Here is a 16,271-nt window from a genome sequence, read left to right as displayed (position 1 = left end):
GAACCAATTCATTCTTGATATTCATACTTGGCTTGTAAACTATCGGTTTTAATTCAGTTGACCAGGCTCATCATATAAAACATTTCTGCCGCAATCTGTTTACAGCGTTCATCATAGATGTCTGTTTCCTGTTCTGTTCCGTCTGATTCTTTGGGATCTCGGTAAGTAATCGGAATTCGAAATTCTGCTCCCGGCACAAACGGACAATTCTCGTCGGCATCGGAGCAGGTCATCACAGCGGCAAATTCTTTTTGGGGATTTAGCGGATCGTCAAATGTCTTGGAAAAACAGGTCAACGGTTCAGCTTTTTCGTGAAAATACACTTGGTATTCAGGATTGTCTCCTCCCGGGTTTTCTACCCTGAAGCCGGCGCGTTCCAAAGCCGCCACAGCTCTCGGGTTAAAGGCAGTGGCTTCCGTTCCCCCGGAGAATGTTTCAACATTTCCAATGCCGTATTGAGATGCCGCAACAGCTGTCCAAATCTGGGCGAGGTGACTCCTCCGGCTGTTATGGGTACAGATAAAGTTAAGTTTTGCGGTTTTATGATCTTCTAATTTGCTGTGGATATAATCAGCCGTTTTCTTCAATTCTTCCTTCCGGGATGTTGGAATGGAATCAAAACCGGATTCCAATTCTGAGATATATGCTTTTAATTTTTGATACATGTTTGTGTTGGAAGCAATTCATGGCAGGGGCAATCCATGAATTGTCCCTGCCATATCGGAATGTTTTGTGGATTGGATTTTAGCAGCAACCGGAACCGGGAGTACAGCAGCCTGATTCTGAATCCGCCGAAACCTCAGCCTCATCTTTTAGGGCGAATCGCTCCGATGATCCGGATTTTTGTGCAAACACGGTGATACTGTAGATGCCAACACTGCCCGTATTAAACTCCGCGATTTCATCTTCATCCAGGTATTGGCTGAGAATATCCTCCGGAAGTTCAATCGGTTTCTCTTTTTGAAGGGTGATATTTTCAAAACCTGCATTACGGATAAGCCCAAGATACTCGTCTTTTTGAATCGCTCCGGCCACACATCCGGCGTACATTTCTGCATCATTTTGCAGGGCTGCGGGAAGATCTCCTTCCAATACAATATCGGAGATGCTGAAATGTCCGCCGGGCTTTAACACACGGTGCATTTCAGAGAATACCTTCGGCTTATTAGGTACCAGGTTCAGCACACAATTACTTACAATAACATCAGCTATGTTATCAGAAACCGGCATGTCTTCAATATCCCCAAAGCGAAACTCCACGTTGTTAAAGCCAAGCTTTTCGGCATTTTGCCGGGCTTTATGAATCATCGGTTCTGTGAAATCAATCCCGATAACTTTTCCCTCAGAGCCTGTTTCGTGCCGGGCTACAAAGCAATCATTACCGGCTCCTGATCCAAGATCTATGACCGTATCTCCCTTTTTGATTTTTGCAAACTGGGTCGGGAGTCCGCATCCAAGGCCAAGATCAGCATCGGCATTATATCCCTCCAGTTCACTGTAATCATCCGTCATGATGTTGTACACTTTTGTAGATTCACCGCCTGCACCACAACAGCTTCGGGCGTTGTAGTCTTTCCCCTGATCACTGATCTGACTGTACTTTTGTCGAACGGTTTCTTTGAGTTCTTCCGGAGATTTGGGTCTTGTTTTCATATTAACAGCAGCTTGAATTTTGAGTGGTTAAATTTGTTAAAAAAGTTTCTAAAATGGTTTTTAGTCCGGCCAGGTTTTCTTCATCCAAACAATAACAGGTTCGTACGCCATCAATTTCACCCTTAATAATGCCGGCAGATTTCAGTGCTTTCAGATGTTGGGACACTGTAGATTGGGCGAGGGGAAGTTGATCGGTGATATCGCCGCAAATACAAGTATCGCGTTTGGCAAGTATTTCAAGTATAGCAATTCGGGCTGGATGCCCGAGAGCTTTTGCAAACTCGGCCGTTTTAATCTGGTTTTCGTTAAAAAGTTGTGCTTTTGTAATCGCCATAATCGTATATCGTAATTTTACGATTAAAAATAGAGATCATATTGTGATGAGTCAATAGTCTTAGGAAAAAAGCTGCAAAACATCTTTGCGACAACTCCAAACAGGTACCGCTTCCATTTTTCTGAAAACGGTTTCAGTTTTTAGCGAAAAAATTGTAATGTGTCGGGCGTGTCAGATATTGTTATCAGAAATTAATTCAAGGACAGTTCTTATGAGTTTTCAAATCCAGTCTTCCGGAGATAAATATGATGTAGCAATAGTAGGATCGGGGGCCGGAGGAGGGATGGCCGCGCGAATTTTAGCCGAGGCCGGACTGTCTGTCGCCGTTTTGGAAGCCGGCGGTTATTTTGATCCCGCCCAGGAAGAATACAGAACACAATTGAGATGGCCGTGGGAATCTCCCCGGCGGGGAGCCAGCACTGTTCGTGATTTTGGCGATTTTGATGCAGCCTGGGGTGGATGGGAAATTGACGGGGAACCTTATACCCGGAAAAATGGAACTCAATTCGATTGGTTCCGGTCCCGGATGCTGGGAGGAAGAACAAATCACTGGGGAAGAATTTCACTCCGTTTTGGCCCGATGGATTTCAAAAAGAAAGACGTTGACGGATTGGGCGAAAACTGGCCGATCAGCTACGATGATATTAGTCCGTATTATGACCAGGTAGATAAAATGATCGGGGTTTTTGGTACAAACGAAGGTCTTCCAAATGACCCGGATGGGTTTTTTCTCCCTCCGCCAAAACCGAGGCTTCATGAATTGTATGTACAAAAAGCCGCACGAGGGGTAGGTATACCGGTTATTCCTTCACGATTGTCGATACTTACCCGGCGTGTAAGTGACAGAAGGGGAGCTTGTTTTTATTGCAGTCAGTGTAACCGGGCTTGCAATGCATATGCCGATTTTTCTGCAGGAACGTGTCTTGTTCAGCCTGCAATGGAACGTGGCAAAGTAGAGCTCTACACAAATGCTATGGTCCGCGAAGTAACCACAAACGGTGACGGACTGGCTACGGGTGTGATCTACATCAACAAGGAAGACATGAAGGAGTATCAGGTAAAAGCCCGAACTGTTGTTCTGGGAGCTTCTGCATGTGAGACCGCTCGAATTTTATTGAACTCTAAATCAACCCAACATCCGGATGGACTGGCAAATGGCAGCGGCGTTGTAGGGCGTTATCTTCATGATTCAACGGGTGCTTCAAGATCTGCAATTATGCCTGAGATGATTGACCGCCAGAGGTATAATGAAGATGGCGTTGGCGGCCTTCACGTTTATACGCCCTGGTGGGGCGATAATTCCAAGCTCGATTTTCCCCGAGGGTATCACATAGAATATTGGGGAGGGATGGGTATGCCGATGTACGGAACAGGTTTTGGAATGGACAGCGCCCGTCAGTACGTCAAAGATGAGTTTGGAAATCCATCGCCCAATGGAGGATATGGAAAAAGCCTGAAGCAGGATATCAGAAGATTATACGGCTCTTCGGTGGGTATGTCCGGACGGGGTGAGTGTATCGCTCGATACGATAACTACTGTGAAATCGATCCCGATACGGTGGACAAGTATGGAATTCCGGTACTGCGATTTAACTATACCTGGAGCGAGCACGAAATAAATCAGGCGAAACATATGCAGGATACATTTGAAGAAATCCTGACAAATATGGGAGCCATTTTACTCGGAGACAAACCGGGGCCGGATACGGATTATGGATTGGCAGCACCGGGAAGAATTATCCACGAGGTGGGAACCACGCGAATGGGTGATGATCCGTCTACTTCCGTATTAAACAGTTATTCACAGGCTCACGAATGCGAAAACCTCTTTGTGGTGGATGCCGGAAGTTTTGTGTCTCAGGCAGATAAAAACCCTACATGGACAATTATGGCGCTTTCATGGCGTACATCGGATTACATCGTTGATCAAATGGAAAAAGGAAACCTCTAAAAAGACTACGAATATGGACAGAAGAGAACATCTTAAATTATTATTGGCAGGTGGAGCCGGAGCGGCCCTTTTTCTTTCAACCGGATGTACGGAGGAAGATCGCAAACAAAGCGAGAATATTATTGCGGAAAATGGCGGTGAACCCACCTATGGCTATGGTCGAACCGAAGAAGAGACAGCCCGCGATGCCCAATTACGATCCCAAACGTTTTTTACGGAGCATGAACTGGCAACGGTGGCTGTACTGGCAGATATCATTATTCCGGCTGATGAAGAATCAGGAAGTGCAACCGATGCCGGCGTTCCCGACTTCATAGAGTTTATGATGAAAGATTATCCTCCGTTTCAGGATCCTACACGCGGTGGACTGATGTGGCTGGATGGCCAATGCAATAAACGCTTTGGTAAAAATTTCGTGGATTGTTCAGAAGAAGAGCGAATTGAAATGGTAGAACTGATCGCCTGGCCGGATAATGCTGAACCGGATATGATGTACGGTGTTCGCTTCTTTAACCGGATGCGGGATCTGACGGCAACCGGTTTCTTCACAACCAGAATGGGAGTTGACTATCTTGGATACGAAGGAAATAATCCCGGTTTTTGGGATGGCGTTCCACAGGAAGTCCTTGATAAGCACGGCCTTTCTTATGATGAAGAAATGATGGATAAATATATCAAAGAAGAAGAGAGGTACATCCTGGCAGAATGGGATGAAGATGGAAATGTGATTAATCGGTCACAGAGTAGTTAGTTCAACGGTTTCGGGTATGAACAGTTGGGGATTTTATGCCCTAACTGTTCGGTTTGGCACCGACCTTTGTTTTATGTTTATATTTCCGTTTTACCACTTTAGCCCCAATTGTTTATAGCCATTGTTGTGTGCAGGCTTTTATTATTCAGTTGTTTCAAATTCAATCAAATATGGGATTAATGGAATACCTTCTGTATTTCTAAATCCAGAACCAACAACAATTTGATATTTTTTTGATGGTTCTAATTTTTCTATGCCAAAACTTACGGATTTTCCGTCTTCTGAAAAACCTTGAAAATCTTTAATTCGAATAACGTTTTCTTCTCCAAGAGAACCTAATTGAAAATTACGAAAACGTGTATCCATTTTTTGAGAAAAATGAATTGTCAATACATCAATGTCAGTTTGTACGTTGGTGCTTTTGTTTTGAATTTTATCTACACTTTCAACTTTAGGTCTGCTTCTTTCAAATGCTTCTTTATATGAGTTTAAAGGTTTGTCAAAATGCTCTGATTTTTCTACGAATTTGATTAGCTCACGTTCATTATTGTAATCAAGTTCTATCATTTCCTTAATTGCTTGTTGTTTGTCCGTTGATATGTTGTAATAATCTTCACAAATCTTATAACCAACGTAGTATGCCAAATCACGCATTCCAAACTCGTTATCCGAACTGTTCCAAATCCAGTTGTATAGATTTGGTGAGAACATTTCCAATTCAAATTTGGCTTTAATTTTAGCATCGTTGTTTCTGCCAAATTCAATTTGCGGGTTTGGTGACTTTGTTTCCAATGCCTTTTCAGCAACGAACTCTGCAACGCCTTCCAAAACGGTTTGTGCTAATAAGCTATTTCCAATAGTTGTTTTTTGTTGCGTGTGAACATATTCGTGAATATTTAAAAATACAATGTTCTTGCTGGGTTCAGAATCAAAATAATTCCGTAAGTGCGATAAATTTTCAGGAAATTCATTTGTTGGCGTTTTCTTATCTGCCAGAGCCAATTCCGAACCAATTAGAACTAAACTGTCTAAAGTTGTACCGTTTGTTCTTAAAGCACCAATCGTAAAATATATTTTAGCAGGTTTTATGTTTGGGTAAATTTCTTTTAAGTTTTTAATTCCTTTCTCCAATTCGGAACTGTATTGGTCTGCTTTCAATGTATTTTCTCTAATTGAAGTCCAAAATTTAGGATAATTATTGATTGCAGAAATGTACTCTTGGGGCGTATAATTTCTTGCTTGTCGGATTGCTTTTAATCCATCAGTTCCTTTTTTAAGATACAGACTGTCGAGATATTTGTTTTGCAAAATCGAATCTTGTGTCGAAGTGACTTTGTCGTAGGCTTCCCAAAAGTTTTTTATATCTGAAGTAACAATATTCGAACTTTGTTTTTGTGTTTGACAACTTGTCAAGATTACGGAAATGGTCAAGAAAGTTATAATTTTATTCATTGTTTAGTTTTCGTTTTTCAGCTTGCACACAACATTGGCATATGACCAATGCTATTCAGGTTATCATTACTTCGTACACAAGTTTTCTTCACGTTATTCTTAAAATAATGAGGATAACATGAAGAAAACGGAGTTCATATCAAAGTAAGAATATCGTCTTACGCTTCAGAACTAAAGTGAGAATACCCTGAAGGCTTATCCGAAGTTTTTTATATCTCAACTCAAATCAGATTCAGGAAGTTTGTTCTAAAGAATTGGGATATAGTTACACTCTCACGATCCTACCAATGATAACCGGTACTGTCTGTTCCAATTTAACAGATCCTGACGGAAAGGCAATTAAAATAGTAGGTTAGGCGCTAAAATCAGTTATCCTGATTGTCATCATTGTCGTTATTTCTCTCTCTTGAAAAAATACTTCGGATCCGACCAAAAAGACCTTCCTTTTCGCGGTCTCCGTTTTCCATTTCTGCTTCGTCGTCATCTCTTCCGGAGAAGAAATCGCGGAGCCGGTCACTAAATTTGTCGGGCCTGAAGTCAGGACAATTTAAGCGGTATGAAAGATTCGTTTGATTATCATGAAAACGGGTAGGCTGTTCATAAGCAGGATATTGCTGAAGATTTTGAAGGAAGCGCCCAACAATCGGGAGTGCTGTTTGAGAAGCGTATCCCATATTTCCTGTAAACCGGATGCGGTAGTTCCAACCGCCGACCCATGATCCGAAAACCATGTCCGGTGTCATTCCAACAAACCAGCCATCCGTATAATCCTGGGTGGTTCCTGTTTTACCTGCAAGGGCGTGATTAATGCCATAAATTGTCCGAAGCCGGTATCCCGTACCTTCGTTTACTACTTTTTCCAGCATTTTCACCATTGTTGATGCGGTACGAGGCGAGATGGATTCCTGCGCCTCTACACTTTCAGGTGACTCAGATTCTTCAGGACGGAAATCATAAATTAATTCACCACTCGAGTTGTAAACAGTGGTAATTAATTGCGGTTTTGCCGGTTTTCCTTCATTTAAAAAAGAGGAGTAAGCTGTAACCAATTCTATCAAAGAAACTTCGGCTGTTCCCAAAGCAATGGAGGGTTCTGCCGGTATGTTAGATTCAATTCCCATTCTGTAAGCTGTTTCCTGTACCCTGGAAATGCCTGTCTCCATAAGCAGATCTACAGCAATGGTATTGTAAGAATGAGCCAGAGCAGCAGAAAGAGAATACCGTCCGCCGTATTCATCGGCGTGGTTTCTGGGCGTCCACTCTTCGTATTGCTCATAGGTTGTCAGTACATTTCTGCGGTAATCGCAGGGCCTCATTCCGGACTCAAGTGCGGCAGCATAAACAATCGGTTTAAAAGCAGAACCGACCTGGCGTTTTGATTTTACATGGTCGTACTTGAAGTGTTTATGATTGATACCGCCAACCCAGGCAAGGACCTGACCATCGTGCGGATTCATCGCTATGAATCCGGAATTTAAGAATGTAAGGTAGTGGCGGAGCGAATCGTAAGGTGTGACGGATTTTTGTTCATATCCATCCCAGGTAAACAATTCCATTTCTACAGGTTGATGGAGAATGCTGTCGATTTTGGCTTCAGACATCCCTGAATTCTTTAACTTTTTATAGTGGCCGGATTGTCGCCAGGCGTATTGGATGTCTGAATCGTTCTTATCATCAAAAATTGGAACTCGTTCAATTTGACGATCAAGAGCCGCCTGTAATTCCTTCATCTGAGCTGATACAGCTTTTTCGGCTGCATTTTGTACCCTGGAATCAACGCTGGTATTAATAATGAGTCCATCCGTATAGAGATTATATTGATTTCCATCAAGAGAGGGTTCGGACTTTAAAAGATTCAACATTTCCTGCCGGATATGCTCACTAAAATAGGAGGCCGGGCCATTATCAGCCGATAACCGGTTGTAGTTGACTTCTAATGGTAAAGCCATCACGGAGTCCGCAACACCGGCCTGCATGCTTCCAAACCGTTCCATTTGAAGTAGTACCACATTTCGTCTCTGTTTTGCGCGTTCGGGATGGTTTCTGGGATTGTACCATGAAGTGGCTTTCAACATGCCGGCAAGGGTTGCGGCTTCCTGGATATTCAATTCGGAAGCATCTTTGCTGAAAAATCTTTGAGCGGCCATTTCAACCCCAAAAACTTCCTCGCCAAACGAAACACTATTCAGGTAAAGTTCAAGGATTTTGTCTTTATCATATGCGCGTTCAAGCCGCCGGGCGATCATCATTTCCCGTAATTTATCGGCTACTAAATGTATCAAGCCGCTTCCTTCCCGCGGATAAATATTCTTGGCAAGCTGTTGAGTAATAGTACTTCCACCCCCGGTGTCCTGTCCTAAGAGAATGGTCTTAACAGCCACCCGTACAAGAGCTCTTGTATCCACACCGTTATGTTCATAAAAGCGGGCGTCTTCAACGGCAATGAGCGCGCGCGTCATAGCCGGATTAATTTCATCCAGTGTGACTTCATTTCGATTCTGCAGGTAATACGTTCCCAGAAGTTTTCCATCAGAGGAATATAGCTGGGACGCTTCGTGATTTTGAATCGTCGTCAATTCATCCGTACCGGGAACAGGTCCCCAAAAACCGAGCCATACTGAAATAATAAAGAGATAGGCTAAAATAAAGGGGAATACACATATTAAAATCCAAATATGCGTTTTGGTGATGTTGTTCTTTATTTTTCTAAGAATATGTTTGAGTTGTTCCATTACAAAGCTGTAGATAAATGAAGCCTGCCAATTGTATTTGTACGGCAGTTATGAAATTCAGTTCCCAATAAAACGAGATGTATAAACCAATGGAATAGAAGTAAATTTGATAAAACTCTGTTTCGTTCATCTGATGTGTTTGGAGAAATCACAACGAATTAATTCGATTAATTGATGTATATTTTCAACCGCAAAAATAAAACGAAATTAAAGTAAAGATTCATATCGTAATGGAAAAAGCAATTATTGAGACCGAAAAAGGGAATATGGAAGTTGAATTCTTTTCAGAGGATGCTCCAAACACCGTTGATAATTTTTTATCACTCTCTAAAAAAGGGTTTTATGACGGACTGACTTTTCACCGGGTGATTCCTGATTTTGTGATTCAGGGCGGTTGTCCAAAAGGAGACGGAAGTGGTGGACCCGGTTATAAAATTGATTGCGAGCTGGATGGCGACAACCAATACCACGATCGCGGAGTTTTATCGATGGCCCATGCCGGTAGAAACACGGGAGGCTCTCAGTTTTTTATTTGTCACAGTCGGAAGAATACGGCTCATCTAGACAGGAATCATACTGTTTTTGGTAAAGTTGTGAAGGGCTTGGATGTAATTGATGAGATCAGGCAGGGAGACCGGATTGAGAAAATTCGAATTATAGAAGAATAGTTTAGATCCGCGAGATCTTTAAAGATTTCGCGGATTTCTTCAGTCTTACTGCTGATACAACTGCCGGTCGATCAAGTAAATCGTTCCAAAAATGAGTGTGAGGCCAATCAGGCTCAGGATCGGTTCCCAAATTACAAATCCGCCTATTGTTCCCAGAACAGCTCCAAGATACTGAATCGTTTTGAGCTGTTCGTTTGTTGCGTTCCGGATCATGGATTCGAGGCGCTGCTCATCGTACTTCTTCAAATTTTCTTCAACCAGTGTCTGAACATTCAATTGGTTGATAAGTTTGTAAAGAAGCTGTGTAATCAGCTCGTCAATTTTGTCACTGTTTCGGTGAATTTTATCGGGAAATTCATCCAGATATTCTTCAATGTATCCGATATTTCTCTCAGCCGTAACCGGTAATCTCTCCAGAAGATTTTCAATGAATTCCTGGAGCGTCTGGCCGCTGAGAAATGAATAGGTTTTTAAAGCTACTTTTTCAAAAGCCTTGTTTTGAAGAGCATCCTCAATTTCCAGCAGGATATGATCGGAGACTTTCTTTCTGAATTCCGGGTTTTGGACAATCGAATCCACATAATTTAAAATCCACTCTTTCAGATCTTCACGAAAATCTTCACGCTCGGTAATCTCCTGCATGTGCTCAATAGCCTGCAACCGGTAACGGCTGATGGCTTTCGATTCCCGGATTTTTTGTTTGATTAATTCGGGATTGATAAGATCGTCGGATACGGCATGAGAAAGCCTGTAAGCGATGCGGTTTTTGTGAGCAGGAACAAGTCCTTGTCCCAATAGAGGACGTTTTTTTACCGGCTTGAAAAGCATTGTTATGGCAATCCAGTTCGTCAGGTAGCCAATCAATCCGCTTACAGAAATGATTCGTATTAATCCATCAAACTGAAGAGACATTCCAAAAATTTCGACTCCCATTCCCTCAAAATCCCAGAGAAATGAGAACAGAAACAGGACACATAAAATCCATGGAATGGGTTTGAGAAATTGAAGAATCGGCAGCTTTGAAATTTCTGGAGCGGCCTGAACTTGTACCTTTTTGGAGTCTCCGTCAGAATCGAACTCCAGGTATTTAGAAAGAATTTGCCCAAGTTTTTTGAAGTGACTTTCTTCGCTTTTTTTGCCCACGGTTTTGGGAGTCAGTGGTTCTTTTTCTTCTATTTCCATGGATTTTCAAACTTCAATTAACAACCGTTGAATTCAGGTTACTCCTTGCAAAGAAGGAATGATCATTCTTTAAGACGTTATGATCTCCTTTACGGTTTCAGGTTTGAGGGTGCGATTTTCTTTCAGGCGATTTACTTCCAGTAATTTTTTGTGAAGTGAATTTGCCTCGTCCAGGTATTTTACAACTTTCTTTCCGGGTGTAACGGTGCGATTGTTCAGATGTATCCATCCTTTAGAAATCCATTCGTCAACCGTTTTTCCAAACTTTGAGGATTTTGCGATGCCCAGTTCATTCATTTTAATTCCAAGCTCACTCAAAGTTAAGCACGGATAAATAGATTGAATGCTGTTGAAAATATTGTCTGAATCAGGATAAAAAATCACATCCGGATTCAGATCACTTATCAAACTCTTTTCCAGGAGCTTTGGCATAGAAAGGCTTTCAAGAGTTTGATTGTATATCCAGCGGTAGAGTTTGCCGATGTTTTTTGGAAGCTCACCGGCAACGGAATCCGGTTCAATGGAAAGATCAATAGGATGGATGCTTTCATGGGGATCCTCATTGTCTGCAATTTCCTGCAAATAGGTCGGCTTCAAATGATTAACCGAACCGATATTAAGATACTGCTGACGCATGTGTGCCCAGGTGTCGCTATAAAATGCCTGGGCGGATGTTCTCGGATAACTGATAAGTGATTCCTCTGAAAAGGGAAGCACAGTCTGGAATAGCTGATTTAGCAACAACTGACCATCATGGAAAGTGGGAGAAAGCTTTTCAGATTGGATAAACTCTAAAACATCAAATGTAGAAAGTGGTTTTTGAACCCGAAACTGATCATGATTCTGGGCCGGCCTCAAATTGATCCATTCATCAAAATGAGATTGAACCGGTTTGTTGCTGCGATAAAGGGAATGATTTTCATCCAAAAAAGAATGAAAATGTGTGTTGGCTCCAAGAATGGAAATCAATCCTGCAAGCTGCATATCAGGAATTTCAGCATATTTCGACCATAATTTCTGAATGAGAAATTGGTTTTTTAAACGTGCTTCGAGGTGTGCTTCATCCAGTTCGGTAGTTTCACTCAGCATAGTATAGATACTCTTTTTGCTGAGGCTTTGCAGTTGTCCACGTTTAATGTTGGATGATTGAATGAATCGGTTAACCGACCATGCGATAAAATCACCGGAAGCATCCGAGTCTACGGCAATAACAATGGTACCGGCTATTTTTGCCTGTTCCTTCAGTTCATTTCTGATCGGTAATTTATCGGGATCGGCAATGGCTTTTATTTGATGTTCATGAACATCGTACCTGGGCCGCCAGCAGAATCCATCTGTGGAGATTACATAGACCGATGGCGGACACATTTTCTGAATAATGCCGGCAATTGTAGGAGATTCAACAATGAGCAGTGTATAGACAGATGTGTCCATAATCAGTTGCTCAAATATTCCAGGTAGTGATTTTCGAGCTTTGTCATGGCTTCTTTCTCTTCGGTTGTCGAGTCTTCATACCCCACAAGATGGAGTAAACCATGGATAAATATACGATAAAATTCTTGCTCCGGATCAGATTCCAATTCCCTGCTTTGTTCGGCGATTCTGGGAGCACAGCAATAGAGCGTACCTTCAATTCCTTCTTCGGGATCATCCTCGTAATTGAACGAAATGATATCGGTTACATAATCTCTGTCTAAATACTCTTTGTTGATTTCGATAATTCCTTCCTCATCAACATAAACAACTTCTACGAAGGAAAAACTGCTATTCTCTTCCTTCTCTATGATTTGAAGAAGCCTCTCAAGAGCCGGTTCGTTGACCGGAAGATTAAATTGGGAAGGATTATGAACAGATAAAACCGACTCGTTCGATTTGGCCGGGAAATCAGGAAACGTTGTCATCGTCGAAAGAAAAGTCGTCGATATCCAGTGTGTCGGTCAGTGAAAGTGCAACACCGCACATCATCATATCTTCCGGAAGTTTTGTGAAATCGCCAGTCAGAACGGAATCATCCACATTAGAATACAGGCTGCATCCGGCGCCTTGCTCAATGATCAAGCCAGAAGTGATGCCGTTTTGTTTCCCGAAAAAGGTTACCTGTTTTAAAATATCACTGGCAATGAACGCTGTGCAATTATGGAGTTGCATAAATGTGCTGCCGGAATAAACGGATACCATGTTCATTCGTTTATGATTCACCTCAAGACCAAGGTGAATTTCAAATGCCAGTTTCCGGTTATCTTCCTGGTTTTCCATTTCAAGCCGGTATACATCAGCACCCAGTTTTTTGGGAGTGGACTCAAGTACTTTCCCAATCGATAAGATATTTTCTTCCGTAAATTCGTGTATCATAAAATGCTCAATTGTAACCTGATTTATCACGTAATATACGATCTGAAAGAATCATTTTAAATTTTATGATCAATTCAGACCAAACTGGCTTATTCGCTGACGGCTTTCTCCTATGGAATCGGGCAATGCCAACCGTCCATCTGTAATTGAATTTACCTCCATTCGCAGTAAATCGGCTGCTTCAAGTTCATCATTTTCATAAAAAATATTCTGAAGAATTGTTAGCCTGCTTACCGAAAAGCTGATATTCTGAACGAGTGATTCCCGTGTGTTAGCCAGCCTTTGGAGCCTGCTTCGCAGCTGTTGGGCTTCGTCTGTTCGGGCTCTGGAGCGTGCCATTTGTATATCTTGTTCAAGACTGGTTAACTGGCTTTCAAGGTCGTCGAGTTCCTGCATGTCATAGCGAAGTTCGCGCTGAAGCTGATCGCTTATAAACATTGAAAGATCGTTGGCCCGATCTGTTTCGCCGGTTCGCATATACCTGTAAGCATAGAGCGTTGGAATTGTCCAGTCATGCTCGATTTCGCGCACCGGAATTTTATCTTCTCCAAACTTCAGCCACTGGGCGGCGCTGGTTGTATCACCGCGTTCCATATATGCATCGGCAAGCTGTGTAAATCCATAGCGATAGTTTCCAAGCATCCGGCGAATATTCTCATTGAAATAGGCGTCGGGAGAATCCCAGTTTTCAAACCGGAATTTTTCAAGCCTGTCGGCATGTACTTCGGGATCAACATAACCGAACGGTCCGACTTCCCTTTGTTTTGGTACAATCCGGAATGCTTTTCCTTCAAACTGAAAGAAATTCTGGAGTCCTAACTGTCCCGAATTCGAAACTGTATTCGCAAAGTAAACTGGTCGTATCCATTGGTTATTTTGTAAAATGTGGAGGATCATTTTATCCTGCGTTTGCAGGTAAAACCGTTCGTTGCCTTGGCTGTCGCGTCCGGCGGAGCGTCCTTCCAAATACCATCGAACTTCATCATCCATTTCATCAACGGAGATGGAATAGTCTTTTGCCATCCTCAACTGATTATACAGCATGGGAGTGAGTTCAACATCCTCAGGCAGTCCACCACCTCTGAAGAACTGGCTGGTTGAATCCTCAAGCTGGTCGGGATTGGCTTCAAATACGGAGGATAGCAAATCCTTATCTACCGGGATGACAATCTCCTGTGGATTGAAAAGTTCAAGCTGAGATGTCATCTCTTCAATTTCCTGATCGGAAAGATTAATTGGGAGAGGCAGAGATTCGTGTGTTTGCCGGTCGCGAAGTTGTTTGATGTACCAATCGGTATTGAGGAGGCTCAGGTTAACAACCCGTACATCCGTACGAACCCCTTCCACTTCCTGTAAGTACCAAAGAGGGAAGGTGTCGTTGTCTCCGTTTGTAAAAACGATGGCATTTTCTTCAAGAGATTGCAGAAGATTGTAAGCGTAATCCCGTGCCACATAAAGTTCACTTCGGTCATGGCTCGGCCAGTTTTCAACAAGCATCCAGCCGGGAACGGCCAGAAACATCACTCCAATAGAAAGAAAAACAACAGGTTTACTGTTCCCGACAGCGTCTTTAATCATTTCGATGATCCCGGCGGCTCCCAACCCTACCCATATTGTAAATGCAAAAAACGAACCTACATATGCGTAGTCCCGCTCGCGCGGTTCATAAGGCGTTTGATTTAGATAAAAAATGATCGCTAGGCCCGTAAGCAGAAACAGTGCGAGAATGGAGAGCGCCCGTTTCCAGTCATTCCGGAAATGATAAAGGAAGCCGAAAAGGCCAATCAGGAGCGGCAGATAGAAATAGCCGGAGTTAGCGGGATTGTTGGAATGCCTGGTTTCTGAAAATCCCGAGTACCAACCGGTATCCTGAATATCGGCTTCGCGCCCAATGAAATTCCAGTTAAAGTATCGCACATACATGTGGTTAACCTGGTAACCGAGGAAATAGTCCAGGTCGGAATCAAAATTGGAGTAGTACTGCATGTGCTGCGGCTGTGCTGAATGCCGTCGTGGGAAGAGCACTTCATCTTCACGGTCGATCGCTCCGATGGAATTGTCGAAAGTATTACCCATCAAAAGGGGAGACTGCCCATACTGATCCCGGCTGAGATAACTCACAAATGCTTCAACGGTTGAGGGGTCATTTTCATCAATAGGCGGACCGGCCTGCGAACGGATAATAACCAGTGCATAACTGGAATAGCCGATAATAATCATGGCATATGCCAGGAGAATCATATTTATCAGGCGATGACCGTGTGTATGCGTATAATAAATGCCATATGCCAGTGCTGCTACAACAATCACAATAAAAGTGATCGGTCCAATCAGGTCATAGGTGGCCGGGCCAATCTGTCCGGCAAGATTAGGAAGCCAGATAACAATGCCTGGATAAACCGATAAAAATCCGAGAACGGCAATCCCGGCCATCATTAAAAAAGAAGGAATAGAAAACTCGACTTTCTTGTAGTAAATAATCATTGCTACAAAGAACAAAGCGAGTAAGTTGAGAAGGTGAACACCGATTCCAATTCCGAAAAGATATGCAATGAGTATCAGCCAGCGTTCGGCATAAGGTTGATCGTGGTTAGCAGACCATTTCAAAGAAAGCCAAACCACAAGTGCAGTTAAACACATGGACGAGGCATACATTTCTGCCTCAACCGCATTAAACCATTGTGTGTGGCTCACTGTGAAGGTGAGTGCTCCCAGAAGTGCCCCCCCGTAAGTACTCACCTGGTCCATAAAATCCATCTCTTCAGCAGGGCCGCGCCACTCTTCAATCAAGCGAACAATAATCAGATAAAGAAGCATGATTGTAAATGCCGATGCAACCACGCTGATCATATTGATGCTTAAAGCGACATACTCCGTAGGCATGAACATCGATACAATTCGTCCCACAAGGGCAAAGAAGGGTGAACCCGGAGGATGGGCTACCTGCAATGTATGTGCAATGGCAATATATTCAGCGGGATCCCAAAATGACGTGGTAGGTGCCACAGTCAGGAAGTAGACAAAAAAAGCATAGATAAAGCTGATAGATGCAAAGAAAATGTTTCGCTTTCTGTGAGTAGCGAAAATTGAAGAGAAATCCATAGACTGATTTATGGTTGCTTTAGTTTTACGATCTGCATTTTTTTGAATAAGTCATAACGAGACAGCCAACACGATAATTGTAAATATCTTACAT

At 42.8% G+C, this 16,271-nt stretch carries 13 protein-coding genes; 3 read left to right on the top strand and 10 right to left on the bottom strand.

Going from position 1 to position 16,271, the window contains the following annotated elements:
* Positions 1–53 precede the first annotated feature (53 nt).
* From L0B18_RS17120 to L0B18_RS17110, 3 genes are all read right to left on the bottom strand, one after another.
* A complete protein-coding gene (locus tag L0B18_RS17120) occupies positions 54–665 on the bottom strand; it encodes a protein-tyrosine-phosphatase (RefSeq protein WP_234573034.1) in 612 nt (203 codons plus the stop codon).
* Positions 666–744: 79 nt separating this feature from the next.
* Positions 745–1,653: an arsenite methyltransferase gene (locus tag L0B18_RS17115; RefSeq protein ID WP_234573032.1), complete on the bottom strand. Its 909-nt coding sequence runs from the start codon at positions 1,651–1,653 to the stop codon at positions 745–747.
* A gap of 1 nt (position 1,654) precedes the next feature.
* Positions 1,655–1,987, bottom strand: a complete 333-nt coding sequence (locus tag L0B18_RS17110) for an ArsR/SmtB family transcription factor (protein WP_234573031.1) — start codon at positions 1,985–1,987, stop codon at positions 1,655–1,657.
* 211 nt (positions 1,988–2,198) lie between these two features.
* On the opposite strand from L0B18_RS17110, the gene L0B18_RS17105 reads away from it, so the two are divergent.
* Complete coding sequence (locus L0B18_RS17105) at positions 2,199–3,938, top strand: GMC oxidoreductase (protein ID WP_234573030.1); 1,740 nt, start codon at positions 2,199–2,201, stop codon at positions 3,936–3,938.
* Positions 3,939–3,951: 13 nt separating this feature from the next.
* On the top strand, positions 3,952–4,689 hold the full coding sequence (locus L0B18_RS17100) for a gluconate 2-dehydrogenase subunit 3 family protein (protein WP_234573029.1): 738 nt from the start codon (positions 3,952–3,954) through the stop codon (positions 4,687–4,689).
* A gap of 141 nt (positions 4,690–4,830) precedes the next feature.
* On the opposite strand, the gene L0B18_RS17095 is transcribed toward L0B18_RS17100, so the two are convergent.
* Both L0B18_RS17095 and L0B18_RS17090 read right to left on the bottom strand, forming a co-directional pair.
* Positions 4,831–6,141 carry a gliding motility protein GldB-related protein gene (locus tag L0B18_RS17095; RefSeq protein ID WP_234573028.1) on the bottom strand — a complete coding sequence of 437 codons (1,311 nt, stop codon included), beginning with the start codon at positions 6,139–6,141 and terminating at the stop codon, positions 4,831–4,833.
* 365 nt (positions 6,142–6,506) lie between these two features.
* On the bottom strand, positions 6,507–8,873 hold the full coding sequence (locus L0B18_RS17090; RefSeq protein WP_234573027.1) for a penicillin-binding protein 1A: 2,367 nt from the start codon (positions 8,871–8,873) through the stop codon (positions 6,507–6,509).
* Between the two features lie 230 nt (positions 8,874–9,103).
* Between L0B18_RS17090 and L0B18_RS17085 the strand changes: the two genes are divergently transcribed.
* Positions 9,104–9,541, top strand: coding sequence for a peptidylprolyl isomerase (locus tag L0B18_RS17085; protein WP_234573026.1), 438 nt, complete (start codon positions 9,104–9,106; stop codon positions 9,539–9,541).
* Positions 9,542–9,586: 45 nt separating this feature from the next.
* On the opposite strand, the gene L0B18_RS17080 is transcribed toward L0B18_RS17085, so the two are convergent.
* The 5 genes from L0B18_RS17080 to L0B18_RS17060 all read right to left on the bottom strand — a co-directional run bounded on the left by L0B18_RS17080 (position 9,587) and on the right by L0B18_RS17060 (position 16,177).
* A complete protein-coding gene (locus L0B18_RS17080; RefSeq protein ID WP_234573025.1) occupies positions 9,587–10,723 on the bottom strand; it encodes a DUF445 domain-containing protein in 1,137 nt (378 codons plus the stop codon).
* Positions 10,724–10,792: 69 nt separating this feature from the next.
* The gene (locus L0B18_RS17075) at positions 10,793–12,157 is read right to left on the bottom strand and encodes a toprim domain-containing protein (protein WP_234573024.1); all 1,365 of its coding nucleotides are present in this window, start codon (positions 12,155–12,157) and stop codon (positions 10,793–10,795) included.
* Positions 12,158–12,159: 2 nt separating this feature from the next.
* Positions 12,160–12,624 (bottom strand): rRNA maturation RNase YbeY, encoded by a 465-nt coding sequence (ybeY, locus tag L0B18_RS17070; protein WP_234573023.1) that lies wholly within the window; start codon positions 12,622–12,624, stop codon positions 12,160–12,162.
* Positions 12,608–13,075, bottom strand: a complete 468-nt coding sequence (locus L0B18_RS17065; protein WP_234573022.1) for a hypothetical protein — start codon at positions 13,073–13,075, stop codon at positions 12,608–12,610. The genes ybeY and L0B18_RS17065 overlap by 17 nt, the downstream gene beginning before the upstream one ends.
* Before the next feature lie 69 nt (positions 13,076–13,144).
* A complete protein-coding gene (locus L0B18_RS17060; protein WP_234573021.1) occupies positions 13,145–16,177 on the bottom strand; it encodes a protein O-mannosyl-transferase family in 3,033 nt (1,010 codons plus the stop codon).
* Between the last annotated feature and the right edge of the window lie 94 nt (positions 16,178–16,271).

Source organism: Rhodohalobacter sp. 614A, assembly GCF_021462415.1.
Taxonomy (GTDB): Bacteria; Bacteroidota; Rhodothermia; order Balneolales; family Balneolaceae; genus Rhodohalobacter.
This window is presented reverse-complemented; position numbering and strand designations above follow the sequence as displayed.

Excerpts from the sequence above, each read along its gene's own strand:
- L0B18_RS17120 (WP_234573034.1), bottom strand. The coding sequence starts at position 665 with ATGTATCAAAAATTAAAAGCATATATCTCAGAATTGGAATCCGGTTTT.
- L0B18_RS17115 (WP_234573032.1), bottom strand. The coding sequence starts at position 1,653 with ATGAAAACAAGACCCAAATCTCCGGAAGAACTCAAAGAAACCGTTCGA.
- L0B18_RS17110 (WP_234573031.1), bottom strand. The coding sequence starts at position 1,987 with ATGGCGATTACAAAAGCACAACTTTTTAACGAAAACCAGATTAAAACG.
- L0B18_RS17105 (WP_234573030.1), top strand. The coding sequence starts at position 2,199 with ATGAGTTTTCAAATCCAGTCTTCCGGAGATAAATATGATGTAGCAATA.
- L0B18_RS17100 (WP_234573029.1), top strand. The coding sequence starts at position 3,952 with ATGGACAGAAGAGAACATCTTAAATTATTATTGGCAGGTGGAGCCGGA.
- L0B18_RS17095 (WP_234573028.1), bottom strand. The coding sequence starts at position 6,141 with ATGAATAAAATTATAACTTTCTTGACCATTTCCGTAATCTTGACAAGT.
- L0B18_RS17090 (WP_234573027.1), bottom strand. The coding sequence starts at position 8,873 with ATGGAACAACTCAAACATATTCTTAGAAAAATAAAGAACAACATCACC.
- L0B18_RS17085 (WP_234573026.1), top strand. The coding sequence starts at position 9,104 with ATGGAAAAAGCAATTATTGAGACCGAAAAAGGGAATATGGAAGTTGAA.
- L0B18_RS17080 (WP_234573025.1), bottom strand. The coding sequence starts at position 10,723 with ATGGAAATAGAAGAAAAAGAACCACTGACTCCCAAAACCGTGGGCAAA.
- L0B18_RS17075 (WP_234573024.1), bottom strand. The coding sequence starts at position 12,157 with ATGGACACATCTGTCTATACACTGCTCATTGTTGAATCTCCTACAATT.
- ybeY (WP_234573023.1), bottom strand. The coding sequence starts at position 12,624 with ATGACAACGTTTCCTGATTTCCCGGCCAAATCGAACGAGTCGGTTTTA.
- L0B18_RS17065 (WP_234573022.1), bottom strand. The coding sequence starts at position 13,075 with ATGATACACGAATTTACGGAAGAAAATATCTTATCGATTGGGAAAGTA.
- L0B18_RS17060 (WP_234573021.1), bottom strand. The coding sequence starts at position 16,177 with ATGGATTTCTCTTCAATTTTCGCTACTCACAGAAAGCGAAACATTTTC.